This is a genomic window from Pseudomonas sp. OV226, from assembly GCF_003148705.1.
Taxonomy (GTDB): domain Bacteria; phylum Pseudomonadota; class Gammaproteobacteria; order Pseudomonadales; family Pseudomonadaceae; genus Aquipseudomonas.
Genome location: NZ_QGGS01000011.1, coordinates 44,734 through 69,424, shown reverse-complemented (window position 1 = coordinate 69,424; position 24,691 = coordinate 44,734). Strand labels below are relative to the sequence as shown.

The following is a 24,691-nucleotide window of genomic DNA, read 5'->3' as shown; positions in this document are numbered from 1 at the left end:
AAATGTGGGAGCGAGCCTGCCCGCGATTGACTGCGCAGCAGTCAGCTTTCTGACTGACGCAACCGCTTGTAAAGCGTATTACGACTAACCCCAAGCCGCCGCGCCAGATACGAAATGTTCCCCCCGGCCGCCTGCAGCTGTCGATTCAAGTCTTCGGCATCATTGAGATCCACCTCCAACGCCTGCGGCGAATCCACCGGCTCCATCTCCAGATCGACAAAAAAATCATCCGGCAAATGTTCCAGTCGCACCGGTTGTTCCTCCGCCATGGCCAGCGCCACCTGCATCACGCTGCTGACCTGACGCAAATTCCCCGGCCACGGGTGGCGGCCGAACAACTCCAAAACTTCCCGGCTCAACCCGGCCCATTGCGTCGGTTCGCGATGTTGCTCCCACAGCCGCTTGAACAGTGCTTCCTTGTCACTGCGTTCCCTTAGCGGCGGCAGCTCCAGGGTCAGGCCGCCAATGCGGTAATACAGGTCTTCACGAAAGCGACCGAGCTGCACCTGTTCACGCAACGCACGGTTGGTGGCCGAAATAATCCGGATATCGACCGGGAACAGTTCGCTGCTGCCCACTGGTTGCACGCAGCGCTCCTGCAAAACCCTCAGCAACCGGGCTTGAGTCGGCAACGGCATATCGCCGATTTCATCGAGGAAGAGGGTGCCTTTGTCGGCCTTGCGAATAAGCCCGATGCTGCCTTTCTGATTGGCACCGGTGAACGCGCCTTTCTCATAGCCAAAGAGCTCAGACTCCACCAGTTCGGCGGGGATCGCCGCACAATTGACGGCAATGAACGGTTGTTTGCTGCGCGAACTGGCCTGGTGCAGGGCTTTGACGAAAACTTCCTTGCCGACCCCGGTTTCGCCGTGGATCAACAGCGGAATGTCTTTCTCCAGCAGGCGTTCCGCCTGACGCACAGCCTTTTCCACGCGGCTGTCACCGAAATGCAGGGTGTTGAGGCTGATGGCTTCGGGCGCCGCCACCACCGGCTCGGCGCTCTTGGGTTCAGAAAACAGTCGAGGTTGTATGGGCACTTGTTTCGGCCGCTTCAACAGGCACTGAAAGCGGTTGCGGCCGGAGGCTTGCAGGGCAAACGGCAGGCCGTCGGGTTGGTTCAGCAGTTCCAGCAACGAGACCTTGAACAGGCTTTCGATGCTGACCCGCGACAGGCTGATGCCTAACAGATTGTCGGCCCGGCGGTTCGCCGACAGCACCTGGCCGCTCTCATCAAAAATCAGCAAACCGGCCCATTGGCTGTCGAGGTTGTTTAGCCCGGTGTTGAAGGTCAGTTGAAAATGCTGGCCATGGAACAGGTTGAGGATCAGCCGGTTTTCCACGGTCTGGCTCATCATCTTGACCATGCCCAGGGTGTGCGATGGCGGCAGGTAGCTGTCGCTGGACACATCCAGTACCGCGATCACTTTGCGCTCGGCATCGAAAATCGGTGCGGCGGAACCGGTCATGAAGCGGTTGGCTTTCAAAAAGTGTTCATCGTGTTCAATGTGCACCGCCTGCTCACAGGCCAGGGCGGTGCCGATGGCGTTAGTGCCGCTGCAACGCTCCATCCAGCTGGCGCCCGCGCTGAAACCACGGGCCAGGGTCGGCTCGATAAAGCGCTGAGTGCCCCACGACGTCAGCACCTGGCCCTGATTATCGGCAAGCATGATCAGGCAGTTGGAATTGCTCAGGATGTTTTCGTAATACGGCAGTACTTCCTGATGCGTGGTTTGCACCAATGAATGCTGACTCTCCAGCAACTGCGCAATGCCTTCGGCCGGCAGTTGATCAAACGCCGGGGCGCTTTGGTGATTGAGGCCGAACGCGCGGCAACGGGACCAGGAGTCCTGAATGATGGCGTCGTGGGAGAGCGGCGTGGCGGGTGCGGCCATGGCAGTCGATCTCTAAGCATTTATTGTTTTTGTTTTGGGTAAACGCAATCTGCACGCATCTCGACATACCGCCGAACGCGATTTTGTAGCAGCTGGCGAAGCCTGCGTCCGGCGACGCAGTCGTCGTAAAACCTGTATTCGCGGTCTTTCTTATACACCGCGACACCTGATCTAACGACGACTGCGTCGCCGGACGCAGGCTTCGGCAGCTGCTACAAGGTTGTGCGTAATTCGGAAATTTTCGCAGTAAAACGGTTTGTAGAGTGTTGTTCACTATTGTTCATTGTCAACCGGCGGATTGTTCAGTTGTTCAGTCCAGGTTGTTCATTTGTGTTCAGCAACGAAAGCGATGACGCCGTCCATTCGAGGTTTTTCAAGCTAGATCAATGGCTTGTGATTTTTGGCACGAAAGTCGCTCTGTAGCTCCGGTCGCTTGACTCCAAATAATAAAAAAGGCCGAGCCATGTCATTAACCCTGGAGCACGTCAGCCGCACCGTCGAGGGCCAGACCTGGATCGATGATGCGTGCCTTAGTTTTGAACCCGGTTCCTTCAACGTTTTGCTTGGGCGAACACTGTCCGGCAAAACCAGCCTGATGCGCTTGATGGCCGGTCTGGACAAGCCCGACAGCGGCCGCATCCTCATGAACGGCGTCGACGTCACCCAGCGCCCGGTGCGTTTGCGCAATGTGTCGATGGTCTATCAGCAATTCATCAACTATCCGACCATGACGGTGTTCGAGAACATTGCTTCGCCGTTGCGCCAGGGTGGTGTTTCCAACGAACTGATCCAGAGCAAAGTGCTGGAAACCGCGAAGATGCTGCGCATCGAGAAGTTCCTCCAGCGCCATCCCCTCGAACTGTCCGGCGGCCAGCAACAGCGCACGGCTATGGCACGGGCGCTGGTCAAGGATGCCGAACTGATTCTGTTCGACGAACCGCTGGTCAACCTTGATTACAAGCTGCGCGAAGAGCTGCGCCAGGAAATGCGCGAGCTGTTCAAGGCGCGGCACACCATCGCCATTTACGCCACCACCGAACCCAACGAAGCGCTGGCGCTGGGCGGCACCACGACCATTCTTCACGAAGGCCGGGTGATCCAGAGCGGCAAGTCTTCCGAGGTCTATCACCAGCCGCAAACCGTACTGGCAGCCGAGTTGTTCTCCGAGCCGCCAATCAACCTGATGCCGGGCCGGATTGCCGGCAACGAAGTGAGCTTTGCCAACTTCGTGCACTTCCCGTTGAACGTGGATTTGCGGCCAGTGGGTGAGGGCGAGTTCCGCTTTGGCGTGCGGCCCAGCCACATCTCGTTGGTGCCGAGCAACGACGATGACCTGGAGCTGGCCGTGACCGTCGAGGTCGCCGAGATCAGCGGTTCGGAAACCTTCCTGCATGTGCGCAATGAGCATTTCCTGCTGGTGCTGCACCTGCCCGGTGTTCACGAATACGACGTCGATGCGCCGATTCGCATCTATATCCCCACCCACAAACTGTTTGTGTTCGATGCGCAGGGGCGTTTGGTCCAGGCGCCCGGTCGCCGTATCGCGAGGGTTGCCTGATGGCCGAAATTCGTTTGCAAAACCTCGCCCACAGCTACACCCGCACGCCAACCGGCCCTGAGGATTACGCCATCCGCGAGATGGACCACATTTGGGAGCAGGGTGGTGCCTACGCGTTGCTCGGGCCTTCGGGTTGCGGCAAATCCACCTTGCTCAACATCATTTCCGGATTGCTCAGCCCGTCTCAGGGGCATGTGTTGTTCGACGGCAAAGCGGTCAACGACCTGACCCCCGAGAAGCGCAACATCGCCCAGGTTTTCCAGTTTCCGGTGGTCTACGACACCATGACGGTGTTCGATAACCTTGCATTTCCTCTGCGCAATCAAGGCATGGCCGAGGCAAGAATTCACAGCAAGGTGCAGGAAATTGCCGAGGTGCTGGACCTTCAGGCGCTGCTGAGCAAGAAGGCCAGCAACCTCACCGCCGACGAGAAACAGAAAGTCTCCATGGGCCGTGGGCTGGTACGCGACGACGTCTCGGCCATCCTGTTCGATGAACCACTGACCGTGATCGATCCGCACTTGAAGTGGAAGCTGCGGCGCAAGCTCAAGCAGATCCACGAGCAGTTCAACATCACGATGGTCTACGTGACCCACGATCAACTGGAGGCCTCGACCTTCGCCGACAAAATTGCGGTGATGTACGGCGGGCAGATCGTGCAGTTCGGTACGCCGCGAGAATTGTTCGAACGCCCAAGCCACACCTTTGTCGGCTATTTCATCGGCAGCCCGGGGATGAACCTGATTGAGGTCACGCCGCAGGCCGGGGGCGTGGGGTTCGCTTCGACGCATCTGCCGCTGTCCGAGGCGCAGCAAAAACGCATCGCCGAATCCGAGTGGAAAACCTTGAAAGTCGGTATCCGTCCGGAGTTTGTGCATGTGTGGGAAGAGCCCTTTGATGACGCGATGAGGGCTCAAGTCGTACACATCGAAGACCTTGGCACCTACAAGATCCTGACCCTGAACCTCGACGGCGCCCCATTGAAAGTGCGCCTGGCCGAAGACAAGCCGGTGCCGGAAGGCACGGCGTACATCAGTTTTCCGGCGCAGTGGTTGATGGTGTATGCCGATGAATACTTGCTGGAGACACAGCCATGAACAAGGTGCAAAACAACAAGGCCTGGTGGCTGGTGTTGCCGGTGTTCCTGCTGGTGGCCTTCAGTGCGGTGGTCCCGATGATGACGGTGGTCAACTACTCGGTGCAGGACATTTTCGACCAGTCCAGCCGCTACTTCGTCGGCGCCGACTGGTACAAACAAGTGCTGCTCGATCCGCGCCTGCATGACTCGCTGCTGCGCCAGTTCATCTACTCCGCCTGCGTATTGCTGATCGAAATTCCGCTGGGCATCGCCATCGCACTGACCATGCCCACCAAGGGACGCTGGTCGTCGCTGGTGCTGATCGTCCTGGCCATTCCGTTGCTGATTCCGTGGAACGTAGTCGGCACGATCTGGCAGATTTTCGGTCGAGCCGATATCGGCCTGCTTGGGTCGAGCCTCAATGCCATGGGCATCAGCTACAACTATGCGGCGAACACCATGGACGCCTGGGTCACGGTGCTGGTGATGGACGTCTGGCACTGGACGTCGCTCGTGGCGCTGTTGTGTTTCTCCGGATTGCGGGCGATTCCGGACGTGTATTACCAGGCCGCGCGGATTGACCGTGCGTCCGCCTGGGCGGTGTTCCGCCACATCCAGTTGCCCAAGCTCAAAAGCGTGCTATTGATCGCGGTGATGCTGCGGTTCATGGACAGTTTCATGATCTACACCGAGCCGTTTGTGTTGACCGGTGGCGGCCCGGGGAATGCGACGACGTTCTTGAGTCAGACGCTGACCCAGATGGCGATAGGGCAATTCGACCTGGGGCCGGCAGCGGCATTCTCGCTGGTGTACTTCCTGATCATCCTGTTGGTGTCCTGGCTGTTCTACACCGCCATGACTCACTCTGACGCCAACCGCTGAGGCCCGCCATGAGTAAAAGAAAGCTCATCCCGCTGCTGATCTACATCCTGTTCCTGCTGGTGCCGATCTACTGGCTGCTGAACATGTCCTTCAAGAGCAACACCGAAATCCTCGGTGGCCTGACGCTGTTTCCCCAGGATTTCACTTTCCACAACTACAAGGTGATCTTCACCGATCCGGCCTGGTACACCGGTTACCTCAACTCGCTGTATTACGTGAGCCTGAACACGGTGATCTCCCTGAGCGTGGCGTTGCCGGCGGCGTATGCGTTTTCACGCTACCGTTTCCTGGGCGACAAGCACCTGTTCTTTTGGCTGCTGACCAACCGCATGGCGCCACCCGCCGTATTCCTGTTGCCGTTCTTCCAGCTGTATTCCTCGATCGGGTTGTTCGACACCCACATCGCCGTGGCACTGGCTCACTGCCTGTTTAACGTACCGCTGGCGGTGTGGATTCTTGAAGGCTTCATGTCCGGCGTTCCCAAGGAAATCGACGAAACCGCCTACATCGATGGCTACAGTTTTCCCAAGTTCTTCGTCAAGATTTTCATCCCGCTGATCGGTTCCGGCATCGGTGTCACGGCGTTTTTCTGCTTCATGTTTTCCTGGGTTGAACTGCTCTTGGCGCGCACGCTGACGTCGGTCAACGCCAAACCGATTGCCGCGGTGATGACCCGCACGGTCTCGGCATCCGGCATCGATTGGGGCGTGCTGGCAGCGGCGGGGGTGTTGACCATTCTGCCGGGCATGCTGGTGATCTGGTTTGTTCGCAACCACGTGGCCAAGGGCTTTGCCCTGGGTCGGGTATGAGGAGCTGATGATGGAATGGATGAGTTGGACCGGTCCCACGGCGGCGTTCTTCTGTGTCATTGCCCTGATCCTGGTGGGCATGACGACCTGGGAGTTGCGCTCGCCGAGCATTCTCAAACGAGGTTTCTTGCCGATTGCCACCACCCGTGGCGATCGGCTGTTTATCGGTCTTCTCGGCAGCGCCTACCTGCATTTGCTGGTAATTGGCGTCACCGACTGGAGCATCTGGGTAGCGTCCGCGTTGTCCCTGGTGTGGCTGTTGGCTGTGATGCGTTGGGGCTAGTCGAATCGCTCGGCAATGTTGCTCCGAAAATCAAACAGGAGGTCTCTATGTTCGACAAAAACAATAAGCTGCGACATAGCATTTCATTGGCAGCCATGCTGGCACTCAGTGGGTTGAGCGCTTCGGCCTGGGCCGACGCCTATGAAGACGCTGCGAAGAAATGGATTGGCGACGAGTTCAAACCGTCCACCCTGACGGCCGATCAGCAACTCGCGGAGTTGAAGTGGTTCATCAAGGCCGCCGAGCCGTTTCGCGGGATGGACATCAAGGTCGTCTCGGAAACCCTGACCACTCACGAATACGAGTCCAAAGTGTTGGCCAAGGCCTTCACCGAGATCACCGGGATCAAAGTCACCCACGACCTGCTGCAAGAAGGCGACGTGGTGGAGAAGCTGCAGACGGTGATGCAGTCGGACAAGAGCATTTATGACGGCTGGGTCAACGACTCGGACCTGATCGGTACGCATTTTCGCTACGGCAAGACTGAAGCGATCACCGACCTGATGGCGAACGAAGGCAAGAACTTCACGTCGCCGACGCTGGACCTCAAGGACTTCATTGGCACGTCTTTCACCACGGCCCCGGACGGCAAGCTCTACCAACTGCCCGACCAGCAGTTCGCCAACCTCTATTGGTTCCGCGCCGACTGGTTCGAGCGGCCGGAGCTGAAAGCCAAGTTCAAGGAGAAATACGGCTACGAGTTGGGCGTACCGGTGAACTGGTCGGCGTATGAAGACATCGCCAAATTCTTCAGCGAAGACGTCAAGGAAATCGACGGCAAGCGCGTCTATGGGCACATGGACTACGGCAAGAAAGACCCGTCCCTGGGCTGGCGTTTCACCGACGCCTGGTTCTCCATGGCCGGTGGCGGCGACAAGGGCCTGCCCAACGGTTTGCCGGTGGACGAGTGGGGCATTCGTGTCGAGGATTGCCATCCGGTGGGTTCCAGCGTGACGCGTGGTGGCGACACCAACGGTCCGGCAGCGGTGTTCGCCACCACCAAGTACGTGGACTGGCTGAAAAAGTACGCGCCACCGGAAGCCGCCGGGATGACCTTCTCCGAATCCGGCCCGGTCCCATCCCAAGGCAACATCGCCCAGCAGATCTTCTGGTACACCGCCTTTACCGCCGACATGACCAAGCCAGGCCTGCCAGTGGTGAACGCCGATGGCACGCCGAAATGGCGCATGGCGCCGTCGCCGCGCGGTCCGTACTGGGAAGAGGGCATGAAACTGGGTTATCAGGACGTGGGTTCGTGGACATTCATGAAGTCCACGCCTGAGAAACAGAAACTTGCTGCCTGGCTCTATGCGCAGTTCGTGACGTCGAAAACCGTGTCGCTGAAGAAAACCATCGTTGGCCTGACACCGATCCGCGAATCGGACATCAACTCGCAAGCGATGACCGACCTGGCACCGAAACTCGGTGGTCTGGTCGAGTTCTACCGCAGCCCGGCCCGTGTGCAATGGACCCCGACCGGGACCAACGTGCCGGACTATCCACGCCTGGCACAACTGTGGTGGAGCCACATCGCCGAAGCCGCCAGTGGCGACAAAACCCCGCAAGAAGCCCTGGATGGCCTGGCCAAGGATCAGGACGCCATCATGACCCGTCTGGAACGTTCCAAGGCGCAGCTCACCTGCGCACCGAAAATGAACCCGGAGCGCGATGCACAGTACTGGTTCGACCAACCGGGCGCACCGAAACCAAAACTGGCGAACGAGAAACCGAAAGGGGAGACCGTGAGCTACAACGAACTGCTGAAATCGTGGGCGGATGCGCGTAAGTAAGCTGTTGTGAAATGCAAACGGCACCGAAAGGTGCCGTTTTTGTTTGGGCCTGTTCCACCGTCTTCGCGGGCAAGCCCGCTCCCACAGGTTTCAGTGGTGTTCACACATTCCACGGACGACGGTGATCACTGTGGGAGCGGGCTTGCCCGCGATAGCGGTGGTTCGGGCAGCGAAAATCTCAAGTCTGATACCTCAGAGAGCTACACCCTTAACCCTGTGGGAGCCGGGCTTGCCCGCGATAGCGGTGGGTCAGTCGGTGAGGATGCTGAAGGTGCCGGCGCCATCGCGGGCGAGCCTGAACTGGTCAAGTAATCTCGGACACCGATTACGGTGTTTATGCCGCTTTTTGCTCCATGGCTATTGGCGACAGGTAGTCGTTATAGCTATGGAGTCTGGTGCCGTTGTTGCGCTGGTGCGACAGCGCGACGGAATGGGCGCCGAGTTTCACGCCAACCCGACCGCTCCAGATGTTGTTGTCGAACTGGCCGAGTAATTGTTTGCCCTCGTCGACGGCCTTGTAATAGTTAAGGCCGCCAAACAACGACAGGTCGTCCATCAACGGGTAAGTCCAAGCGGTGCCGGCGTAGTATTGATTCCAGGCGTCTTTGAGGCGACTGGAGTACAGGCTGACACTGAGGTTCTGGTTCAGCGCGTAGTCGCCGCCACCGTAAGCGATCCACGGCGAATTGACCGGGCCGGCGTAAAACGTCGCGAAGTTCTCGCGCAGGTCGCTGGACACCGGTTGGCTCATGGCATGCAACCGACCGCCCTGAACCGATAAGCCTTCGATACTGGTGTTGGTGGCCGTGACGCCGCGGAAACTTTCCGGCAGCAACCGCGAGTCACCTGCCGCGACGACCGGGGTGGCGGGGAACACGTCGCCGATTTTTATCTCCGTGTCAAAGGCCCGGACTTTGGCGGCGCCACCGACCTTGGTGTATTCGTCCTGCGCTTGGCCGTCACTGTCGACCGGCAGCACGTCGAACGAACTGTTGCCACCGTTGCGACCGTCACCGGTATCGAGTTTCAAGCCGATCATCGCAAACGCATCGATCCCGAACCCGACGGTGCCTTGGGTGTAACCGGATTCGAACTTGCTGATGATGGCCTGGGCCCAGGCTTCGGAGTAGCCATTGCCGGTGGGGCTGGACTGGCCTTTGCGGTAATCACGATTAAAGTAGAAGTTGCGGTTGAGCACCGTCAGGCTGCTGCCTTCGACAAACCCCTCGGCTTTATCTTGCGCCAACACCATGGACGGCCCGGAGCCGATCACCACCGCTAAAGCGGCCATCGACATTTTTGTATGGTTAACCATCAATCACTCCTTGGGTTCGGCAGAACGGGAACGTGCTTCGGCATGGGTTTTATTGTTCGGCGGACAAAGGCCCGCCGGCATGGTCGCCGGGTGACATCGTTACAAGCTGCGGATAACGCCAAGGTGATGGGGAAATTACAATTTCGTCATGTGGGTCGGGTTGAAACCTCGGTGGGTCAGGTCAAGGCTGCGAGCTGCTCGATGGTTTGCGGGAAGCGTTCAACGAGGCGGATCAATGTCGTGGCTTGAGCATTGGGTGTTGCCCGTCCTTGTTCCCAGTTTTCGAGGGTGCGGGTGTTGGTGCGCAGATACATCGCGAACACCGACCTGGAGAGGTTGAGCTGTTGGCGGATGGCGACCACTTCCTCGGCAGTGATCGGCATCAGTTTCGGCAATTGAACCTTGTGGGTTCGCAGCGTGATCTTGCCTTGGCGCTCGTCGGCCAAGGCGTCGAGGCCTTCGATCAGTTCGGAAAAAATGTCACGTTTCATAGTGGGTTCTCGTATTGATTTCTCTATTTAGCATTTGTCTGAACAGTTTTTTCTGGGCCGGCGACAGATCGTCGTGCTCGTTTTTGCTGTACACGGTGAACAGCCAGAACTGCTCGAAGCCTGACCACCAGTAATAAATCACCCGCAGTCCACTGCGCTTGCCCTTGCCGCGACGTTGATCGAAGAAGCGGATTTTGCGCAGCCCACCTGTACCCTCAATGAGATCTCCCGCTGCTGGGTTTTTCAGCAGTTCCAGCTGAAAGCTGCGAAACAGATCGTCATCCAGATAGTCGTCTCGGTGTTTCTGAAACGCAGGTAATTCGATAAAAAGAGCATCCATGTTCTGTACGTTGCCTGCGTATAGTGTTGTGTCGATAACCGAATAGGTCAAGGCATAGAAGCCGTCCTTTTCGTCCCTGTTCTCAAGATAGATCCCGGTCGCAAAAACACCTGTAGGACGAGTCGACCGGTGTGGTGAGAACGTTCGATCAAAGAGAGGGGAGACGTCGCAAATGAAGTGTCGGAACAATGCCTCCAGCGAGCAGCAAATGCTGGACTGGATCTAGGGTTCGGCTGAGGACGGTTACGGTGTACTCATGGGAACGCATTTTTATCTGGGGGGAGGAGCTTGCGATCTACCATGCCTCCTTCGGACTTCAACTGGCCTGCGTGCCCATGGTGAAGAAACTGTGAAGGTATAAACGCAAAAACGGCACCCGAAGGCGCCGTTTCTGTTTTCTACCGAGTGTCGCTTAAGCGATCAACCCGCCAGACCCGCCTGCTGAACCAGCACCAGCAACGGCTGCGGATACAGGCCCAGGAAGAACGCCAGTGCGGCGATGGCCAGCAGCATCACGCCGCCTGCACGTTGTTCCCAGTGCAGTTGTGCATCGTGGCGACGCAGGTTCGGCTCGATCAGGAACAGAGTGACCATCACACGCAGGTAGTAGAAAACGCCGATGGCGCTGCCCAGTACCAGGGAGCCGACCAGCCACCACTGATGCGACTCGACGCCAGTCGCGATGATGTAGAACTTGCCGATGAAGCCCGCGGTCAGCGGGATACCGGCCAGGGACAGCATCATCACGGTCAGCACGGCGGTCAGGTACGGACGGCGCCAGAACAGGCCGCGGTATTCGTACAGGGCATCCGCGTCACGGCCGTTGTACGGCGAGGACATCAGGGTGATCACGCCGAACGCGCCCAGGCTGGTGATCACGTAGGTGACCAGGTACACGCCGATGGCTTCCACGGCCAGCCCCTTGCTCGCCACCAGGGCGATCAGCAGGTAGCCGAAGTGCGCGATGGACGAGTAACCCAACAGACGCTTGAGGTTGCTTTGGGTCAGTGCCAGCAGGTTACCGAACAGGATCGACGCAATGGCGATGATGGTCAGTACGTCGCTCAGCACACCACTGCTTGCCGCTGGAGAGATCTGGAACAGACGCACCATCACGGCGAACACAGCAACCTTGGAAGCGGTAGCGAGAAACGCTGCAACCGGCGCCGGAGCACCTTCGTAAACGTCCGGGGTCCAGAGGTGGAACGGTACCAGCGACAGCTTGAACGCCAGACCGATCAGCATCATGCCCAGGCCCAGTTGTGCCAGCGAGCTTGGCAGACCGGTAGCCGCCAGGGCCTGACCGATACCGACGAAGCTCAGGGAGCCGGAGTCGGCGTACAGCAGGGCCATACCGAACAACAGGAACGCGGAACCGGCAGCCGACAGCACCATGTACTTGATACCGGCTTCCAGCGAACGCTTGTTGAAGAAGGCATACGCCACCAGACCGTAGACCGGTACCGAAAGCAGTTCCAGACCGACGAACAACCCGGCCAGGTGCTGCGCGCTGACCAGTACCAGGCCACCGGCGGCGGACATCAGAATCAGCAGGTAAAGTTCTTCACGGTTGCCCGGGTAACCCGAACCGCCATCGCCGAGGTAGGCGTGGGCGAGGGTTACACAAGCGAGGGTGGCGACCAGGATCAGCGCCATGTACAAGCAAGCGAAGCTATCAATCTGCAGCAGTGGGGTCACCGCCAGGGGCGCGACTTTCAAGGCTGGCAGGATCGACAGTAACGCCAGGTTCAGGCCCGCCACGGAAATCAGGAAGGTCTGCGAGTGGTTGCGGCGCCAGGCGATCGCCAGCATCACCACGATGATCGTGGCGCTGGTGATCAACAACGGCGCTAGCGCGATAAAGTGTTGAGTCGTGAATTCCATAGCGCTCTTACCGGGCCGAAGCGAGTTGAGTGAAGGCGGTGCCAAGCCACTGCTGCACGCCATGCATCGTCGCGGCAGAGGTGTCGAGGAACGGCTGCGGGTACACGCCGATGAAAATCAGCAACGCTGCCAGACCGACCACCATGATCAGTTCGCGACCATCCATGCCATGCAGCACCGCGTCCGATTTGGACGGGCCGAAGTAGGCACGGTGGATCATGATCAGCGAGTAGACCGAACCGAACACCAGGCCGGACGTCGCGAGGATAGTGATCAATGGAGCGCTCGGGAACGTGCCGATCAGGATCAGGAACTCACCCACAAAGTTACCGGTAGCCGGCAAGCCCAGGGACGCGGCGGCGAAGAACAGGCTGATGGCCGGCAGGTAAGCGATCTTCGACCAGAGGCCACCCATTTCACGCATGTCGCGGGTGTGAGTGCGTTCGTACAACTGACCGCTGAGGATAAAGAGTGCCGCGGCCGACAGACCGTGCGCCAGCATCTGCATCACCGCGCCCTGCAGCGCCAGTTGGCTGCCGGAGTAGATGCCGATCAACACGAAGCCCATGTGGGAAACGGAGGAGTAGGCGATCAGACGCTTGATGTCGGTTTGGGCGAAGGCCAGGAACGCACCGTAGAAGATCCCGACCAGACCCAGGCTCATGGCAACCGGCGCGAACTCGGCCGACGCATTCGGGAACAGCGGCAGGGCGAAACGCAGCAGGCCGTAAGCAGCTGTCTTCAACAAGATACCGGCCAGGTCGACCGAACCTGCGGTTGGCGCCTGGGCGTGAGCGTCAGGCAACCAGGAGTGGAACGGTACGACGGGCAGCTTGACCGCGAAAGCGATGAAGAAGCCGAGCATCAGGATGTACTCGGTGGTCATCGACATCTTGGTTTTCAACAGGTCGGCGTAGTTGAAGGTAATCACGCCAGTGCTGTTGAAGTTGACCAGGACCAGACCCAGGATCGCCACCAACATGATCAGGCCGGACGCCTGAGTGAAGATGAAGAACTTGGTCGCCGCGTAGATCCGGGTTTTCTTGCCGTCCGAAGAACTGTGACCCCAGAGCGCGATGAGGAAATACATCGGCACCAGCATCATTTCCCAGAAGAAGAAGAACATGAACAGGTCGAGGGCGAGGAACACGCCGACGACACCGCCCAGGATCCACATCAGGTTCAGGTGGAAGAAGCCAACGTGACGTTGAATCTCTTTCCACGAGCACAGTACCGAGAGGATACCCAGCAGACCGGTCAGCAGGATCATCAGCAGCGACAGGCCGTCGAGGGCCAGGTGGACGCTGATGCCGAAGCGCTGGATCCAGATGTGCTTGAACTCAAGCGCCCAGGTCGGATCGGCGCCAGGCGCCGGTGCAAATGAGTAGTTACCGTGGGCCCACAGCCAGAGGCCGAGTGCGAGTTCCAGGGTCATGGTCAACAGCGCAATCCAGCGCGGGAGGGTAGAGCCGAAGCGCTCACCCATCCAGCACAGCAGGCCGCCGATGAAGGGGATCAGGATTAGCCAAGGCAGAATCATGACGGGCTCAATTCCTTTCGCAAGTTCGCAAGGTTCATATTCAGACCGCTACCAGCACGATGGCGCCGATGACCAGCACGGAGCCGGCTGCCATCGATGCTGCGTACCAACGCAGTTGACCGGTTTCGGTACGGCTCAGGGCGGTGTGACCACCTTTGGCCATACGCGGGATCAGACCGATGGTCTGGTCGAGCGGGTCTCTGCGCAGTGCGTGGCTGATCGCCAGGTATAGCTTGACGAACAGTTTGTCGTAGATCCAGTCGAAGCCCCAGGCAGCGAACCACCAGGCCGAAAGGAAACGGCCGATGCCGCTGTTGGCGATGGCGGTGACGAAACGACGCTTGCCGAGGAACAGCAGCGCGGCCAGCAGGATACCGGCCAGGGCGATGGCGCCCGACGCGATTTCCAGACTGTGCTTGGCTTCGCCGCCGGCATGGCCGACGCTTTCTGGCAGTACACCGTGCAGCGGCGGAACGATCATCGCGCCGATGAAAGTCGACAACACGATCAGCACCGACAGTGGCAGCCAGTGAGCAATACCGTGACCGGCGTGCGCTTCGGTCTTCGCTTCACCGTGGAACGCGATGAAGATCAGGCGGAAGGTGTACAGCGAGGTCATGAACGCGCCGACCAGACCTGCGTACAGCAGACCGTGGTTGCCGCTGGCGAACGCTTCCCAGAGGATTTCGTCCTTGGAGTAGAAGCCTGCGGTCACCAGTGGCAGGGCAGACAGTGCCGCGCCGCCGACGATGAAGCTGGTGTAGGCCAGCGGCAGTTTCTTCCACAGGCCGCCCATCTTGAAGATGTTCTGCTCGTGGTGGCAGGCAACGATCACCGCACCGGAGGCAAGGAACAGCAGCGCCTTGAAGAAGGCGTGGGTCATCAGGTGGAAGATCGCGCCATCCCACGCACCAACGCCCAGCGCCAGGAACATGTAGCCGATCTGGCTCATGGTCGAGTAGGCGAGGATACGTTTGATGTCGGTCTGGACCAGGGCTGCGAAACCGGCGAGGACCAGGGTCACGCCACCGACGATGCCTACCAGGTGCAGGATTTCCGGCGCCAGGGTGAACAGGCCGTGGGTACGGGCGATCAGGTAGACACCGGCGGTTACCATGGTTGCGGCGTGGATCAGTGCCGAAACCGGAGTAGGACCGGCCATCGCGTCCGCCAGCCAGGTTTGCAGCGGCAGTTGCGCCGATTTACCGACAGCGCCGCCCAGCAGCATCAGGGTGGCCATGACCATCCAGAAGTCGCCAGCCTGGAATTTCTGCGGTGCCAGCACCAGCAGTTCCTGGACGTTCAGCGTACCCAGTTGAGCGAACAGGATGAACAGGCCGATGGCCATGAACACGTCGCCGATACGGGTGACGATGAACGCCTTGAGTGCCGCGTTACCGTTGTTGCGGTTGCTGTAGTAGAAACCGATCAACAGGTACGAGCACAGGCCCACGCCTTCCCAGCCGAAGTACAGGAACAACAGGTTATCGCCCAGGACCAGAAACAGCATGCTGGCGATAAACAGGTTGGTGTAGGCGAAGAAACGCGAGTAACCGGCTTCACCGCGCATGTACCAGGACGCGAACAGGTGGATCAGGAAGCCGACACCCACGACCACACCGAGCATGGTCACGGACAGGCCATCAAGGTACAGCGCGAAGTTCGGCGTAAAGCCTTCCACCGCCATCCACTGCCACAACACCAGGGTGTAGTGACCGCCCTCAGGCGGGGCTACCTTGAATTGCCAGATCACGTAAGCCGTGACGATGGCCGACAGACCGATGGAACCGACGCCGATCAGCGCCGACAGGTTTTCCGAGAGGCGGCCGCGTGAAAACGCCAGCAGCAGGAAACCTATGAGAGGGAATACGAAAGTCAGATAGAGAAGATTCATCCGCGCATCTCGCTGGCAGCGTCGATATCGAGAGTGTGGAAGCGGCGATACAGCTGCAACAGAATCGCCAGGCCAATACTGGCCTCGGCGGCTGCCAGGCTGATCACCAGGATGAACATGATCTGTCCATCCGGCTGCGCCCAGCGGCTACCGGCAACGATGAACGCCAAAGCGGAGGCATTCATCATGACCTCCAGGCTCATCAGCACGAAGAGAATGTTGCGGCGGACCATCAGGCCGACCAGACCGAGGCAGAACAGGATGCCGGCGACCGCCAGACCATGCTCCATAGGGATAGCAGGCATCGTCATTGCTCCTTGGCTTCGTTGCGGCCCAAGTGGAACGCCGTGACAGCTGCGGCGAGCAGCAACATCGAGGCGAGTTCGACCACCAGCAGATAAGGACCGAACAGGCTGATGCCCACGGCCTTGGCGTCTACGGTAGTGTGGCCGACGGCCTGGCCGCTGGAATGGCTGAACAGCACGTACAGCAGTTCAACCAGCAGCAGGGCGCCGAGAGCAACCGGGCCAAGCCAGATACCGGGCTTGAGCCAGACGCGCTCTTGCTGAACCGAGGCCGGGCCCAGGTTCAGCATCATCACCACAAACACGAACAGCACCATGATGGCGCCAGCGTAGGCGATCACTTCCAGTACACCGGCAAACGGTGCGCCGAGGGCGAAGAACGTCATGGCCACGGCGATCAGCGAAATGATCAGGTAGAGCAGGGCGTGCACAGGGTTGGTGTTGGTGATCACGCGAAGCGTGGACACCACAGCGATACCCGATGCGAAATAGAAAGCGAATTCCATCTTTCTTCCTTAAGGCAGCAAGCTCTTCACGTTGATCGGCTGGGCTTCGTTCTGCGCGGAGCCTTTCGGCTTCCCGGCAATCGCCATACCTGCAACACGATAGAAGTTGTAATCAGGGTTTTTGCCGGGGCCGGAGATCAGCAGATCTTCTTTCTCGTAAACCAGGTCCTGACGTTTGAACTCGGCCATCTCGAAATCCGGTGTCAGCTGGATCGCGGTGGTCGGGCAGGCTTCCTCGCAGAGGCCGCAGAAAATGCAGCGCGAGAAGTTGATGCGGAAGAAGTCCGGGTACCAGCGACCGTCTTCGGTTTCAGCTTTCTGCAGCGAGATGCAACCCACCGGGCATGCCACGGCGCACAGGTTGCAGGCTACACAACGCTCTTCGCCATCAGGGTCGCGGGTCAGGACGATACGGCCACGGTAGCGCGGCGGCAGGTACACGGCTTCTTCCGGGTACTGCAGCGTGTCGCGCTTGCGGAAGGCGTGGCCGAAAATCATCACCAGGCTGCGAAGCTGGGTGAAGAAGCCATGCACGATGTCAAATATGTACTTCATGATTCTCTATCCTCACTGAGCCGCGACGGCGGGCGTGTTGAGCAACACGATCGCAGCGGTCACCAGCATGTTGACGAGGGTCAGCGGCAGGCAGAACTTCCAGCTGAAGTCCATCACTTGGTCATACCGTGGGCGCGGAATCGAGGCGCGCAGCAGGATGAAGATCATGATGAAGAACGCGGTTTTCAGTGCAAACCAGATGAACGGGATCTGCGGCAGGATGCCGAACGGGCCGTGCCAGCCACCGAAGAACAAGGTCACCAGCAGCGCCGAGATCAGCACGATGCCGATGTACTCACCGACGAAGAACATGCCCCATTTCATGCCGGCGTATTCAATGTGGTAACCGTCGGCCAGTTCCTGTTCCGCTTCCGGCTGGTCGAACGGGTGACGGTGAGTCACGGCCACGCCAGCGATGAAGAAGGTCAGGAAACCGAAGATCTGCGGAATGATGAACCACAGGTTCTGAGCCTGGTAATCAACGATGTCGCGCATGTTGAACGAGCCGACCTGGATCACGATGCCCATCAGCGACAGGCCCATGAACACTTCGTACGACACAGTTTGCGCCGAGGCCCGCAAGCTGCCCAGCAGGGCGAACTTGTTGTTACTCGACCAACCGGCGAACAACACCGCGTAGACCGACAGACCGGCCATGGCGAAGAAGAACAGGATACCGATGTTCAGATCCGCCACGCCCCAGGTCGGGGTGATCGGGATGATCGCGAAGGCAATCAGCAGGGCGCTCATGGCCACGACCGGTGCCAGGGTGAAGATCATCTTGTCGGCGAACGGCGGGGTCCAGTCCTCCTTGAAGAACATCTTGATCATGTCGGCCGCGATCTGGAACGCGCCGAACGGGCCGACGCGGTTCGGACCGTAACGGTCCTGCCAGAGGGCGAGCAAACGACGCTCGACCCAGCTCAGCAGCGCGCCGCACACCACCACGGCGAGCAGAATCACGATGGCCTGGATGACCGAGATGATCACGGCGATCACTTCAGGAGTGAACCAAGTCATTGCGCTGCCTCCTGCAGACCGTCAACGGATTTGCCAAAGATCGCTGGCGGAATGCCGGCGATGCCCGCAGGCAATGCAACCAGACCGGCACCCAGTTCTTCGTTGATGCGCAGCGGCAGACGCAAGGTCTGGCCAGCGACGTTCAAGCTGAGCATGGCGCCGTCGTTGACACCCAGGCGGTCGGCTTCGGACTTGGCCAAAGCGACGTAGGCGGCTGGAATGCGTTCCTGAACCGGCGCGGCTTTCGAAGAGGTCTCTTCGCTGCCGAACAGGTGGAAGAACGGCACAACCTGCCAGGTGCCCGGAGCCGGGTTGAACGCACGCGGAACACTGGCGAACCAGTTCAGCGAGTCACCGGTGCTTTCGATCAGGCGGGTGCCCGGGTCGCCAGCGCGGATGTGACCACCGACTTCGTCCTGGAACTTGTTCCAGGCTTGCGGCGAGTTCCAGCCCGGAGACCAGGCGAATGGCACTTGCTGACGTGGTTCGACCGAGCCCGAGTAACCTTCCATCGAGAAGTTGAACGCGGTGTCGTTGTCTTGCGGAGTACGCGGTTCGTGCACGTTGATGTCGGCGCGCATGGCGGTACGACCGGAGTAACGCAGTGGTTCGCGGGCCAGCTTCATGCCTTTGATGCGGAACGTGGCGGACGGTGCGGCATCGACGATGGGGTTCAGAATCGAAGTGCTGGAAGCAACGGCAGCGGTGGCGTGGTCCAGTTGGGTCCAGTCGATCGGCTGGTTCAACAGGGTTGCGCGCAGGGCATGCAGCCAGCGCCAGCCTTCGTGAACCAGGATGCTCGCGTCCATGTACTTCGGATCAAACACCTGGAAGAAGCGCTGGGCGCGGCCTTCCTGGCTGACCAGCGTACCGTCGCCTTCAGCGAAGCTGGCGGCTGGCAGAACCAGGTGCGCGCGATCGCTGGTGGCGGTCTTCTGGTGGTCGGCCACGATCACCACTTTGGCGGCGGTCAGGGCAGCATCGACCTTGGCTTTGTCGGTACGGGTGTACAGATCGTTTTCCAGCACGACGATGGCGTCGGCTTTACCGTCGATCACGGCTTGCAGCGCGGCGTCGACCGATTCGCCACCGAGCATGGCCAGGCCGAGGCTGTTGGCCTCTGGCACGATCAGGCTGATGGAACCGTTTTTCTCGCGCAGCTTCAGAGCCTTGGCGATGTTCGCGGCGGCTTCGATCAGCGCTTTGGAACCCAACGAGGTACCGGCGATGATCAATGGACGCTTGGCGGCGAGCAGGGCGTCGGCAATGCGCTTGGCCAGTTCGAGGGCTTCAGCGTCCAGGCCTTCAACGGCCGGAGCGCTGGCGTCGAGGGCGTGAGCCACGGCGAAACCGATGCGGGCCAGGTCGTCGGGAGCGGCGTGAACGCACTCTTCGGCGATGTCGTCGAGCTTGGTTTCAGCCAGGCTGGCGATGAACAGCGGGTTCATCGCGTGCTGACCGATGTTCTTCACGGCGGCGTCGAGCCAAGGCTGAACGCGCATGGCGTCGGCCATGTCTTCGGCTTTGCCTTTGACCGATTGACGCAGGGACAGGGCCATGCGGGCTGCGGTCTGGGTCAGGTCTTCACCGAGGACGAACACGGCGTCGTGGTCTTCGATGTCGCGCATGTTCGGGATCGGCAGCGGGCTGTCTTTCAACACCTGCATGACCAGACGAATGCGCTCCAGCTCGGCCGCTTCGATACCGGAGTAGAAGTGCTCGGCGCCGACCAGTTCGCGCAACGCGTAGTTGCTTTCGAGGCTGGCACGTGGCGAACCGATACCGACGATGTTGCGACCGCGCAGCAGGTCAGCGGCTTTGTCCAGCGCTTCGTCGAGGCTCAGCTTGGCGCCGTTGGCCAGCAGTGGCTGACGCGGGCGGTCTTCGCGGTTGACGTAGCCATAGCCAAAACGGCCACGGTCGCACAGGAAGTACTGGTTTACCGAACCGTTGAAACGGTTTTCGATACGACGCAGTTCGCCGTAACGCTCGCCCGGGGAGATGTTGCAACCGCTGGAGCAGCCATGGCAGATGCTCGGCGAGAACTGCATGTCCCACTTGCGGTTGTAGCGCTCGGAGTGAGTCTTGTCGGTGAACACGCCGGTCGGGCAGACCTCGGTGAGGTTGCCGGAGAACTCGCTTTCCAGGGTGCCATCTTCAACGCGACCGAAGTACACGTTGTCGTGGGCGCCGAACACACCGAGGTCAGTGCCGCCGGCGTAGTCTTTATAGAAGCGCACGCAGCGGTAGCAAGCGATGCAGCGGTTCATTTCGTGGGAAATGAACGGGCCCAGTTGCTGGTTCTGGTGAGTACGCTTGGTGAAGCGGTAACGGCGCTCGTTGTGGCCGGTCATTACCGTCATGTCTTGCAGGTGGCAGTGACCGCCTTCTTCGCACACAGGGCAGTCGTGCGGGTGGTTGGTCATCAGCCATTCAACAACACTGGCGCGGAAGGCTTTGGATTCTTCATCTTCGATGGAGATCCAGGTGCCATCGGTTGCAGGGGTCATGCAGGACATGACGATACGACCGCGGGTGTCGTTTTCGTCGGTGTACTGCTTGACCGCGCATTGGCGGCAAGCGCCAACGCTGCCTAGGGCTGGGTGCCAGCAGAAATACGGGATATCGAGGCCTAGCGACAGACATGCCTGTAACAGGTTGTCTGCCCCATCGACTTCGAGCTCTTTGCCGTCTACGTGGATAGTGGCCATGGTTCAAAGTTCTTCGTTGGCCCGGTGTCAGCGGGCGTGGCTAATGGAATCTTGTTATTCGCGTGAATCAACACAGCCGTTCAAGGCGTCATCACACGAGAAGGCGAACGGCACGGACCGTTCGCCTTTTTTAAGCGTTAAGCGCCGACTACGATCGGCCTTGCCAGAGGCGGGACGACGGCGCTGACAGGCGCGATGCCGGCTTCGAACTCATGGCGGAAGTATTTGATTGCGCTGCCCAACGGCTCCACGGCGCCCGGTGCGTGAGCACAGAAGGTCTTGCCTGGGCCGAGGAAGCCGACCAGACCCAGCAGGGTCTCGATGTCGCCGGCTTGCCCTTCACCGTTCTCGATCGCACGCAGGAGCTTGACGCTCCACGGCAAACCATCACGGCACGGGGTGCAGAAGCCGCAGGATTCGCGGGAGAAGAACTCTTCCATGTTGCGCAGCAGGGAAACCATATTGACGCTGTCGTCGACCGCCATGGCCAGGCCAGTACCCATACGGGTGCCCACCTTGGCGATGCCGCCGGCGTACATTTGTGCGTCCAGGTGTTCCGGCAACAGGAAACCGGTACCGGCGCCGCCTGGCTGCCAGGCCTTGAGCTTGTAACCGTCGCGCATGCCGCCGGCGTAGTCTTCGAACAACTCGCGACCGGTGACGCCGAACGGCAATTCCCACAGGCCCGGGTTCTTGACCTTGCCGGAGAAGCCCATGAGCTTGGTGCCCATGTCTTCACTGCCTTCGCGGGCCAACGATTTGTACCAGTCCACGCCGTCGGCGATGATCGCCGGGACGTTGCACAGGGTTTCCACGTTGTTCACGCAAGTCGGCTTGCCCCAAACGCCAACGGCGGCAGGGAAGGGCGGCTTGGAGCGCGGGTTGGCGCGGCGGCCTTCGAGGGAGTTGATCAGTGCGGTTTCTTCACCGCAGATGTAACGCCCGGCACCGGTGTGGACGAACAGCTCGAAATCGAAGCCGCTGCCCAGGATGTTCTTGCCCAAAAGGCCTGCTGCCTTGGCTTCTTCCACGGCACGGTTCAGGTGCTTGGCGGCGGTGGTGTACTCGCCACGCAGGAAGATGTAGCCACGGTAGGTTTTCAGCGCGCGAGCACTGATCAGCATGCCTTCGATCAGCAGATGGGGCAGTTGCTCCATCAGCATGCGGTCTTTCCAGGTGTTCGGTTCCATTTCATCCGCGTTGCACAGCAGGTAACGGATGTTGATGGATTCGTCTTTGGGCATCAGGCCCCACTTCACGCCAGTGGGGAAGCCTGCACCGCCGCGACCTTTGAGGCCGGAGTCTTTCACGGTCTGGACGATATCGTCCTGAGCCATGTCGGCGAAGGCCTTGCGCGCTGCGGCGTAACCGTTCTTGGCCTGGTACTCGTCGAGCCACACGGCTTCGCCGTCGTCACGCAGACGCCAGGTCAACGGGTGAGTCTCGGCCGAACGCTTGATGCGGTTGGCAGGACCGAAGGAAGTCAGGGTCATACGTAGCCCTCGAGCAATTTGGCAACGCCGGCAGGCTGCACATCACCGAAAGTGTCGTCGTCGATCATCAACGCCGGCGCCTTGTCGCAGTTGCCGAGGCAGCAGACCGGCAGCAGGGTGAAACGACCGTCGGCGGTGGTCTGACCCAGGCCGATGCCCAGCTTGCTCTGGATTTCGCTGACCACGGACTCGTGGCCGCCGATGTAGCAGACCATGCTGTCGCAGACGCGAATGATGTGACGGCCCACTGGCTGACGGAAGATCTGGCTATAGAACGTAGCCACGCCTTCAACGTCGCTGGCCGGAATGCCGAGGATCTCGCCGATGGCGTACAAGGCGCCGTCCGGCACCCAGCCACGTTCCTTCTGGACGATCTTCAGGGCTTCGATCGACGCCGCGCGCGGGTCTTCGTAGTGATGCAGCTCGTGCTCGATGGCCGAGCGCTCGGTTTCACTCAAGGTGAAACGGTCTGTCTGGATAAGCGTGCTGTTCATGCTTAGCGGTCCACGTCGGCCATAACGAAATCGATACTACCCAGGTACGCAATCAAGTCCGCGACCATGCTGCCTTTGATCACCGAAGGGATCTGCTGCAAGTGCGGGAAGCTTGGGGTACGAATCCGGGTGCGGTAGCTCATGGTGCCGCCATCGCTCGTCAGGTAATAACTGTTGATGCCCTTGGTCGCTTCGATCATCTGGAAGGATTCGTTGGCCGGCATGACCGGGCCCCACGAAACTTGCAGGAAGTGCGTGATCAGGGTCTCGATGTGTTGCAGCGTGCGCTCTTTCGGCGGCGGCGTGGTCAGCGGGTGATCCGCCTTGTACGGGCCTTCCGGCATGTTGCGCATGCACTGCTCGATGATCTTGATGCTCTGGCGCATTTCTTCGACGCGCACAATGCAGCGGTCGTAGGCATCGCCGTTGGCCGCCAGCGGCACTTCGAATTCGAAGTTTTCGTAACCGGAGTATGGACGAGCTTTACGCAGGTCGAAGTCGCAACCGGTCGAACGCAGGCCGGCACCGGTGACGCCCCATTCCAGGGCTTCCTTGGTGTTGTAGGCGGCGACGCCGATGGTCCGGCCACGCAGGATGCTGTTGTCCAGGGCGGCTTTCTGGTATTCGTCCAGTCGCTTTGGCATCCACTCGACGAAGTCTTTAACCAGTTTTTCCCAGCCGCGCGGCAGGTCGTGAGCGACGCCACCAATGCGGTACCAGGCCGGGTGCAGACGGAAACCGGTAATGGCTTCGATCACCGTGTACGCCTTCTGACGGTCGGTGAACGTGAAGAACACCGGGGTCATGGCGCCGACGTCCTGGATGTAAGTCCCCAGGAACAGCAGGTGGCTGGTGATACGGAAGAACTCGGCCATCATGATGCGGATGACGTCGACCTTCTCGGGCACCTTGATGCCGGCCAGCTTCTCGACCGAGAGCACGTACGGCAGGTTGTTCATCACGCCGCCGAGGTAGTCGATACGGTCGGTGTACGGGATGAAACTGTGCCAGGACTGACGCTCGGCCATTTTCTCGGCACCACGGTGGTGGTAACCGACGTCCGGCACGCAGTCGACGATCTCTTCACCGTCCAGCTGCAGGATGATGCGGAACGCACCGTGCGCGGAAGGGTGGTTGGGACCGAGGTTGAGGAACATGTAGTCCTCGTTCGCACCGGAACGCTTCATGCCCCAGTCTTCAGGCTTGAAGCGCGCGGCTTCTTCCTCAAGCTGTTGCTTGGCCAGGTTCAGGGTGAACGGGTCGAACTCGGTGGCACGGGCCGGGAAGTCCTTGCGCAGCGGGTGACCTTCCCAGGTTGGCGGCATCATGATGCGGGTCAGGTGCGGGTGACCGGCAAAGTTGATGCCGTACATGTCCCACACTTCACGCTCGTACCAGTTGGCGTTCGGCCACAGACCGGTCACGGTCGGCACGTTGAGGTCGCCCTCGGACAAGGCGACCTTGATCATTACGTCACTATTACGTTCGATCGACATCAAGTGGTAGAACACAGTGAAGTCGGCGCCACTTGGCAGCCCTTGACGCTTGGTGCGCAGACGCTCGTCCACGCCGTGCAGGTCATAGAGCATGACGTACGGCTTGGGCAGGTTACGCAGGAATGTCAGGACTTCGACGAGTTTGGCACGCGCAACCCAAAGCACCGGCATGCCGGTGCGGGTAGGTTGGGCGGTGAACGCCTCCGGGCCAAAACGGTTGTTCAGTTCGACGACCACATCCTGGTCGTCTGCCTTGTAAGGCGGGATGTACAGAGCACTGCCTGTAGTCATGGTTATTTATCGCTTTCGGTCAACGTAAAGAATGAAGCCAGGTTCTCGTTCTATAGAAAGAAGC

The 24,691-nt window shown here is 59.7% G+C and carries 20 protein-coding genes and 1 pseudogene; 6 read left to right on the top strand and 15 right to left on the bottom strand.

Annotated elements, in window-relative coordinates; genetic code table 11:
• Positions 1-41: 41 nt before the first annotated feature.
• Complete coding sequence (locus tag C7534_RS18455; RefSeq protein ID WP_109786605.1) at positions 42-1,892, bottom strand: sigma-54-dependent Fis family transcriptional regulator; 1,851 nt, start codon at positions 1,890-1,892, stop codon at positions 42-44.
• Between the two features lie 463 nt (positions 1,893-2,355).
• Here C7534_RS18455 and C7534_RS18450 point away from each other — a divergent pair, with 463 nt between their 5' ends.
• Genes C7534_RS18450 through C7534_RS18425 form a run of 6 tightly spaced genes read left to right on the top strand, consistent with a single transcriptional unit; the run spans position 2,356 to position 8,292 of the window.
• Complete coding sequence (locus C7534_RS18450) at positions 2,356-3,450, top strand: ABC transporter ATP-binding protein (RefSeq protein WP_046032511.1); 1,095 nt, start codon at positions 2,356-2,358, stop codon at positions 3,448-3,450.
• Entirely contained in the window at positions 3,450-4,547 is a 1,098-nt protein-coding gene (locus C7534_RS18445; RefSeq protein ID WP_046032510.1) for an ABC transporter ATP-binding protein, read from the top strand. The genes C7534_RS18450 and C7534_RS18445 overlap by 1 nt, the downstream gene beginning before the upstream one ends.
• On the top strand, positions 4,544-5,410 hold the full coding sequence (locus tag C7534_RS18440; RefSeq protein ID WP_046032509.1) for a carbohydrate ABC transporter permease: 867 nt from the start codon (positions 4,544-4,546) through the stop codon (positions 5,408-5,410). Before C7534_RS18445 ends, C7534_RS18440 begins: the two co-directional genes overlap by 4 nt.
• Positions 5,411-5,418: 8 nt before the next feature.
• The gene (locus tag C7534_RS18435) at positions 5,419-6,219 is read left to right on the top strand and encodes a carbohydrate ABC transporter permease (RefSeq protein ID WP_046032508.1); all 801 of its coding nucleotides are present in this window, start codon (positions 5,419-5,421) and stop codon (positions 6,217-6,219) included.
• A 10-nt stretch (positions 6,220-6,229) separates the two neighbouring features.
• On the top strand, positions 6,230-6,502 hold the full coding sequence (locus tag C7534_RS18430; RefSeq protein ID WP_046032507.1) for a DUF2160 domain-containing protein: 273 nt from the start codon (positions 6,230-6,232) through the stop codon (positions 6,500-6,502).
• 47 nt (positions 6,503-6,549) lie between these two features.
• Complete coding sequence (locus tag C7534_RS18425; RefSeq protein ID WP_046032506.1) at positions 6,550-8,292, top strand: ABC transporter substrate-binding protein; 1,743 nt, start codon at positions 6,550-6,552, stop codon at positions 8,290-8,292.
• A gap of 379 nt (positions 8,293-8,671) precedes the next feature.
• Here the strand turns inward: C7534_RS18425 and C7534_RS18420 are convergent.
• The 14 genes and pseudogenes from C7534_RS18420 to nuoC form a co-directional block, all read right to left on the bottom strand.
• Positions 8,672-9,607: pseudogene (locus C7534_RS18420) on the bottom strand (OprD family outer membrane porin); the annotation flags it as partial.
• 176 nt (positions 9,608-9,783) lie between these two features.
• A complete protein-coding gene (locus C7534_RS18415) occupies positions 9,784-10,098 on the bottom strand; it encodes a helix-turn-helix domain-containing protein (protein ID WP_109786604.1) in 315 nt (104 codons plus the stop codon).
• Positions 10,088-10,438, bottom strand: a complete 351-nt coding sequence (locus C7534_RS18410; protein WP_046032496.1) for a toxin — start codon at positions 10,436-10,438, stop codon at positions 10,088-10,090. Before C7534_RS18410 ends, C7534_RS18415 begins: the two co-directional genes overlap by 11 nt.
• A 420-nt stretch (positions 10,439-10,858) precedes the next feature.
• On the bottom strand, positions 10,859-12,322 hold the full coding sequence (gene nuoN, locus C7534_RS18400; RefSeq protein ID WP_046032495.1) for an NADH-quinone oxidoreductase subunit NuoN: 1,464 nt from the start codon (positions 12,320-12,322) through the stop codon (positions 10,859-10,861).
• A 7-nt stretch (positions 12,323-12,329) separates the two neighbouring features.
• On the bottom strand, positions 12,330-13,862 hold the full coding sequence (gene nuoM / locus C7534_RS18395) for an NADH-quinone oxidoreductase subunit M (protein ID WP_046032494.1): 1,533 nt from the start codon (positions 13,860-13,862) through the stop codon (positions 12,330-12,332).
• Between the two features lie 40 nt (positions 13,863-13,902).
• Positions 13,903-15,756, bottom strand: coding sequence for an NADH-quinone oxidoreductase subunit L (nuoL, locus tag C7534_RS18390; protein ID WP_109786603.1), 1,854 nt, complete (start codon positions 15,754-15,756; stop codon positions 13,903-13,905).
• Positions 15,753-16,061, bottom strand: a complete 309-nt coding sequence (gene nuoK / locus C7534_RS18385; RefSeq protein WP_007946416.1) for an NADH-quinone oxidoreductase subunit NuoK — start codon at positions 16,059-16,061, stop codon at positions 15,753-15,755. The genes nuoL and nuoK overlap by 4 nt, the downstream gene beginning before the upstream one ends.
• Positions 16,062-16,063: 2 nt before the next feature.
• Positions 16,064-16,567, bottom strand: a complete 504-nt coding sequence (gene nuoJ, locus C7534_RS18380; protein ID WP_033057072.1) for an NADH-quinone oxidoreductase subunit J — start codon at positions 16,565-16,567, stop codon at positions 16,064-16,066.
• 9 nt (positions 16,568-16,576) lie between these two features.
• Positions 16,577-17,122, bottom strand: coding sequence for an NADH-quinone oxidoreductase subunit NuoI (nuoI, locus tag C7534_RS18375; protein WP_007946418.1), 546 nt, complete (start codon positions 17,120-17,122; stop codon positions 16,577-16,579).
• A 12-nt stretch (positions 17,123-17,134) separates the two neighbouring features.
• Positions 17,135-18,142, bottom strand: coding sequence for an NADH-quinone oxidoreductase subunit NuoH (gene nuoH, locus C7534_RS18370; protein ID WP_109786602.1), 1,008 nt, complete (start codon positions 18,140-18,142; stop codon positions 17,135-17,137).
• Positions 18,139-20,853: an NADH-quinone oxidoreductase subunit NuoG gene (gene nuoG / locus C7534_RS18365; RefSeq protein WP_109786601.1), complete on the bottom strand. Its 2,715-nt coding sequence runs from the start codon at positions 20,851-20,853 to the stop codon at positions 18,139-18,141. The genes nuoH and nuoG overlap by 4 nt, the downstream gene beginning before the upstream one ends.
• A gap of 137 nt (positions 20,854-20,990) precedes the next feature.
• Positions 20,991-22,346, bottom strand: coding sequence for an NADH-quinone oxidoreductase subunit NuoF (nuoF, locus tag C7534_RS18360; protein WP_046032490.1), 1,356 nt, complete (start codon positions 22,344-22,346; stop codon positions 20,991-20,993).
• Positions 22,343-22,840 (bottom strand): NADH-quinone oxidoreductase subunit NuoE, encoded by a 498-nt coding sequence (gene nuoE, locus C7534_RS18355; protein WP_008020715.1) that lies wholly within the window; start codon positions 22,838-22,840, stop codon positions 22,343-22,345. Before nuoE ends, nuoF begins: the two co-directional genes overlap by 4 nt.
• Positions 22,841-22,842: 2 nt before the next feature.
• Entirely contained in the window at positions 22,843-24,627 is a 1,785-nt protein-coding gene (nuoC, locus tag C7534_RS18350; RefSeq protein WP_046032489.1) for an NADH-quinone oxidoreductase subunit C/D, read from the bottom strand.
• Between the last annotated feature and the right edge of the window lie 64 nt (positions 24,628-24,691).

Excerpts from the sequence above, each read along its gene's own strand:
- C7534_RS18455 (WP_109786605.1), bottom strand. The coding sequence starts at position 1,892 with ATGGCCGCACCCGCCACGCCGCTCTCCCACGACGCCATCATTCAGGAC.
- C7534_RS18450 (WP_046032511.1), top strand. The coding sequence starts at position 2,356 with ATGTCATTAACCCTGGAGCACGTCAGCCGCACCGTCGAGGGCCAGACC.
- C7534_RS18445 (WP_046032510.1), top strand. The coding sequence starts at position 3,450 with ATGGCCGAAATTCGTTTGCAAAACCTCGCCCACAGCTACACCCGCACG.
- C7534_RS18440 (WP_046032509.1), top strand. The coding sequence starts at position 4,544 with ATGAACAAGGTGCAAAACAACAAGGCCTGGTGGCTGGTGTTGCCGGTG.
- C7534_RS18435 (WP_046032508.1), top strand. The coding sequence starts at position 5,419 with ATGAGTAAAAGAAAGCTCATCCCGCTGCTGATCTACATCCTGTTCCTG.
- C7534_RS18430 (WP_046032507.1), top strand. The coding sequence starts at position 6,230 with ATGGAATGGATGAGTTGGACCGGTCCCACGGCGGCGTTCTTCTGTGTC.
- C7534_RS18425 (WP_046032506.1), top strand. The coding sequence starts at position 6,550 with ATGTTCGACAAAAACAATAAGCTGCGACATAGCATTTCATTGGCAGCC.
- C7534_RS18415 (WP_109786604.1), bottom strand. The coding sequence starts at position 10,098 with ATGAAACGTGACATTTTTTCCGAACTGATCGAAGGCCTCGACGCCTTG.
- C7534_RS18410 (WP_046032496.1), bottom strand. The coding sequence starts at position 10,438 with ATGGATGCTCTTTTTATCGAATTACCTGCGTTTCAGAAACACCGAGAC.
- nuoN (WP_046032495.1), bottom strand. The coding sequence starts at position 12,322 with ATGGAATTCACGACTCAACACTTTATCGCGCTAGCGCCGTTGTTGATC.
- nuoM (WP_046032494.1), bottom strand. The coding sequence starts at position 13,862 with ATGATTCTGCCTTGGCTAATCCTGATCCCCTTCATCGGCGGCCTGCTG.
- nuoL (WP_109786603.1), bottom strand. The coding sequence starts at position 15,756 with ATGAATCTTCTCTATCTGACTTTCGTATTCCCTCTCATAGGTTTCCTG.
- nuoK (WP_007946416.1), bottom strand. The coding sequence starts at position 16,061 with ATGCCTGCTATCCCTATGGAGCATGGTCTGGCGGTCGCCGGCATCCTG.
- nuoJ (WP_033057072.1), bottom strand. The coding sequence starts at position 16,567 with ATGGAATTCGCTTTCTATTTCGCATCGGGTATCGCTGTGGTGTCCACG.
- nuoI (WP_007946418.1), bottom strand. The coding sequence starts at position 17,122 with ATGAAGTACATATTTGACATCGTGCATGGCTTCTTCACCCAGCTTCGC.
- nuoH (WP_109786602.1), bottom strand. The coding sequence starts at position 18,142 with ATGACTTGGTTCACTCCTGAAGTGATCGCCGTGATCATCTCGGTCATC.
- nuoG (WP_109786601.1), bottom strand. The coding sequence starts at position 20,853 with ATGGCCACTATCCACGTAGACGGCAAAGAGCTCGAAGTCGATGGGGCA.
- nuoF (WP_046032490.1), bottom strand. The coding sequence starts at position 22,346 with ATGACCCTGACTTCCTTCGGTCCTGCCAACCGCATCAAGCGTTCGGCC.
- nuoE (WP_008020715.1), bottom strand. The coding sequence starts at position 22,840 with ATGAACAGCACGCTTATCCAGACAGACCGTTTCACCTTGAGTGAAACC.
- nuoC (WP_046032489.1), bottom strand. The coding sequence starts at position 24,627 with ATGACTACAGGCAGTGCTCTGTACATCCCGCCTTACAAGGCAGACGAC.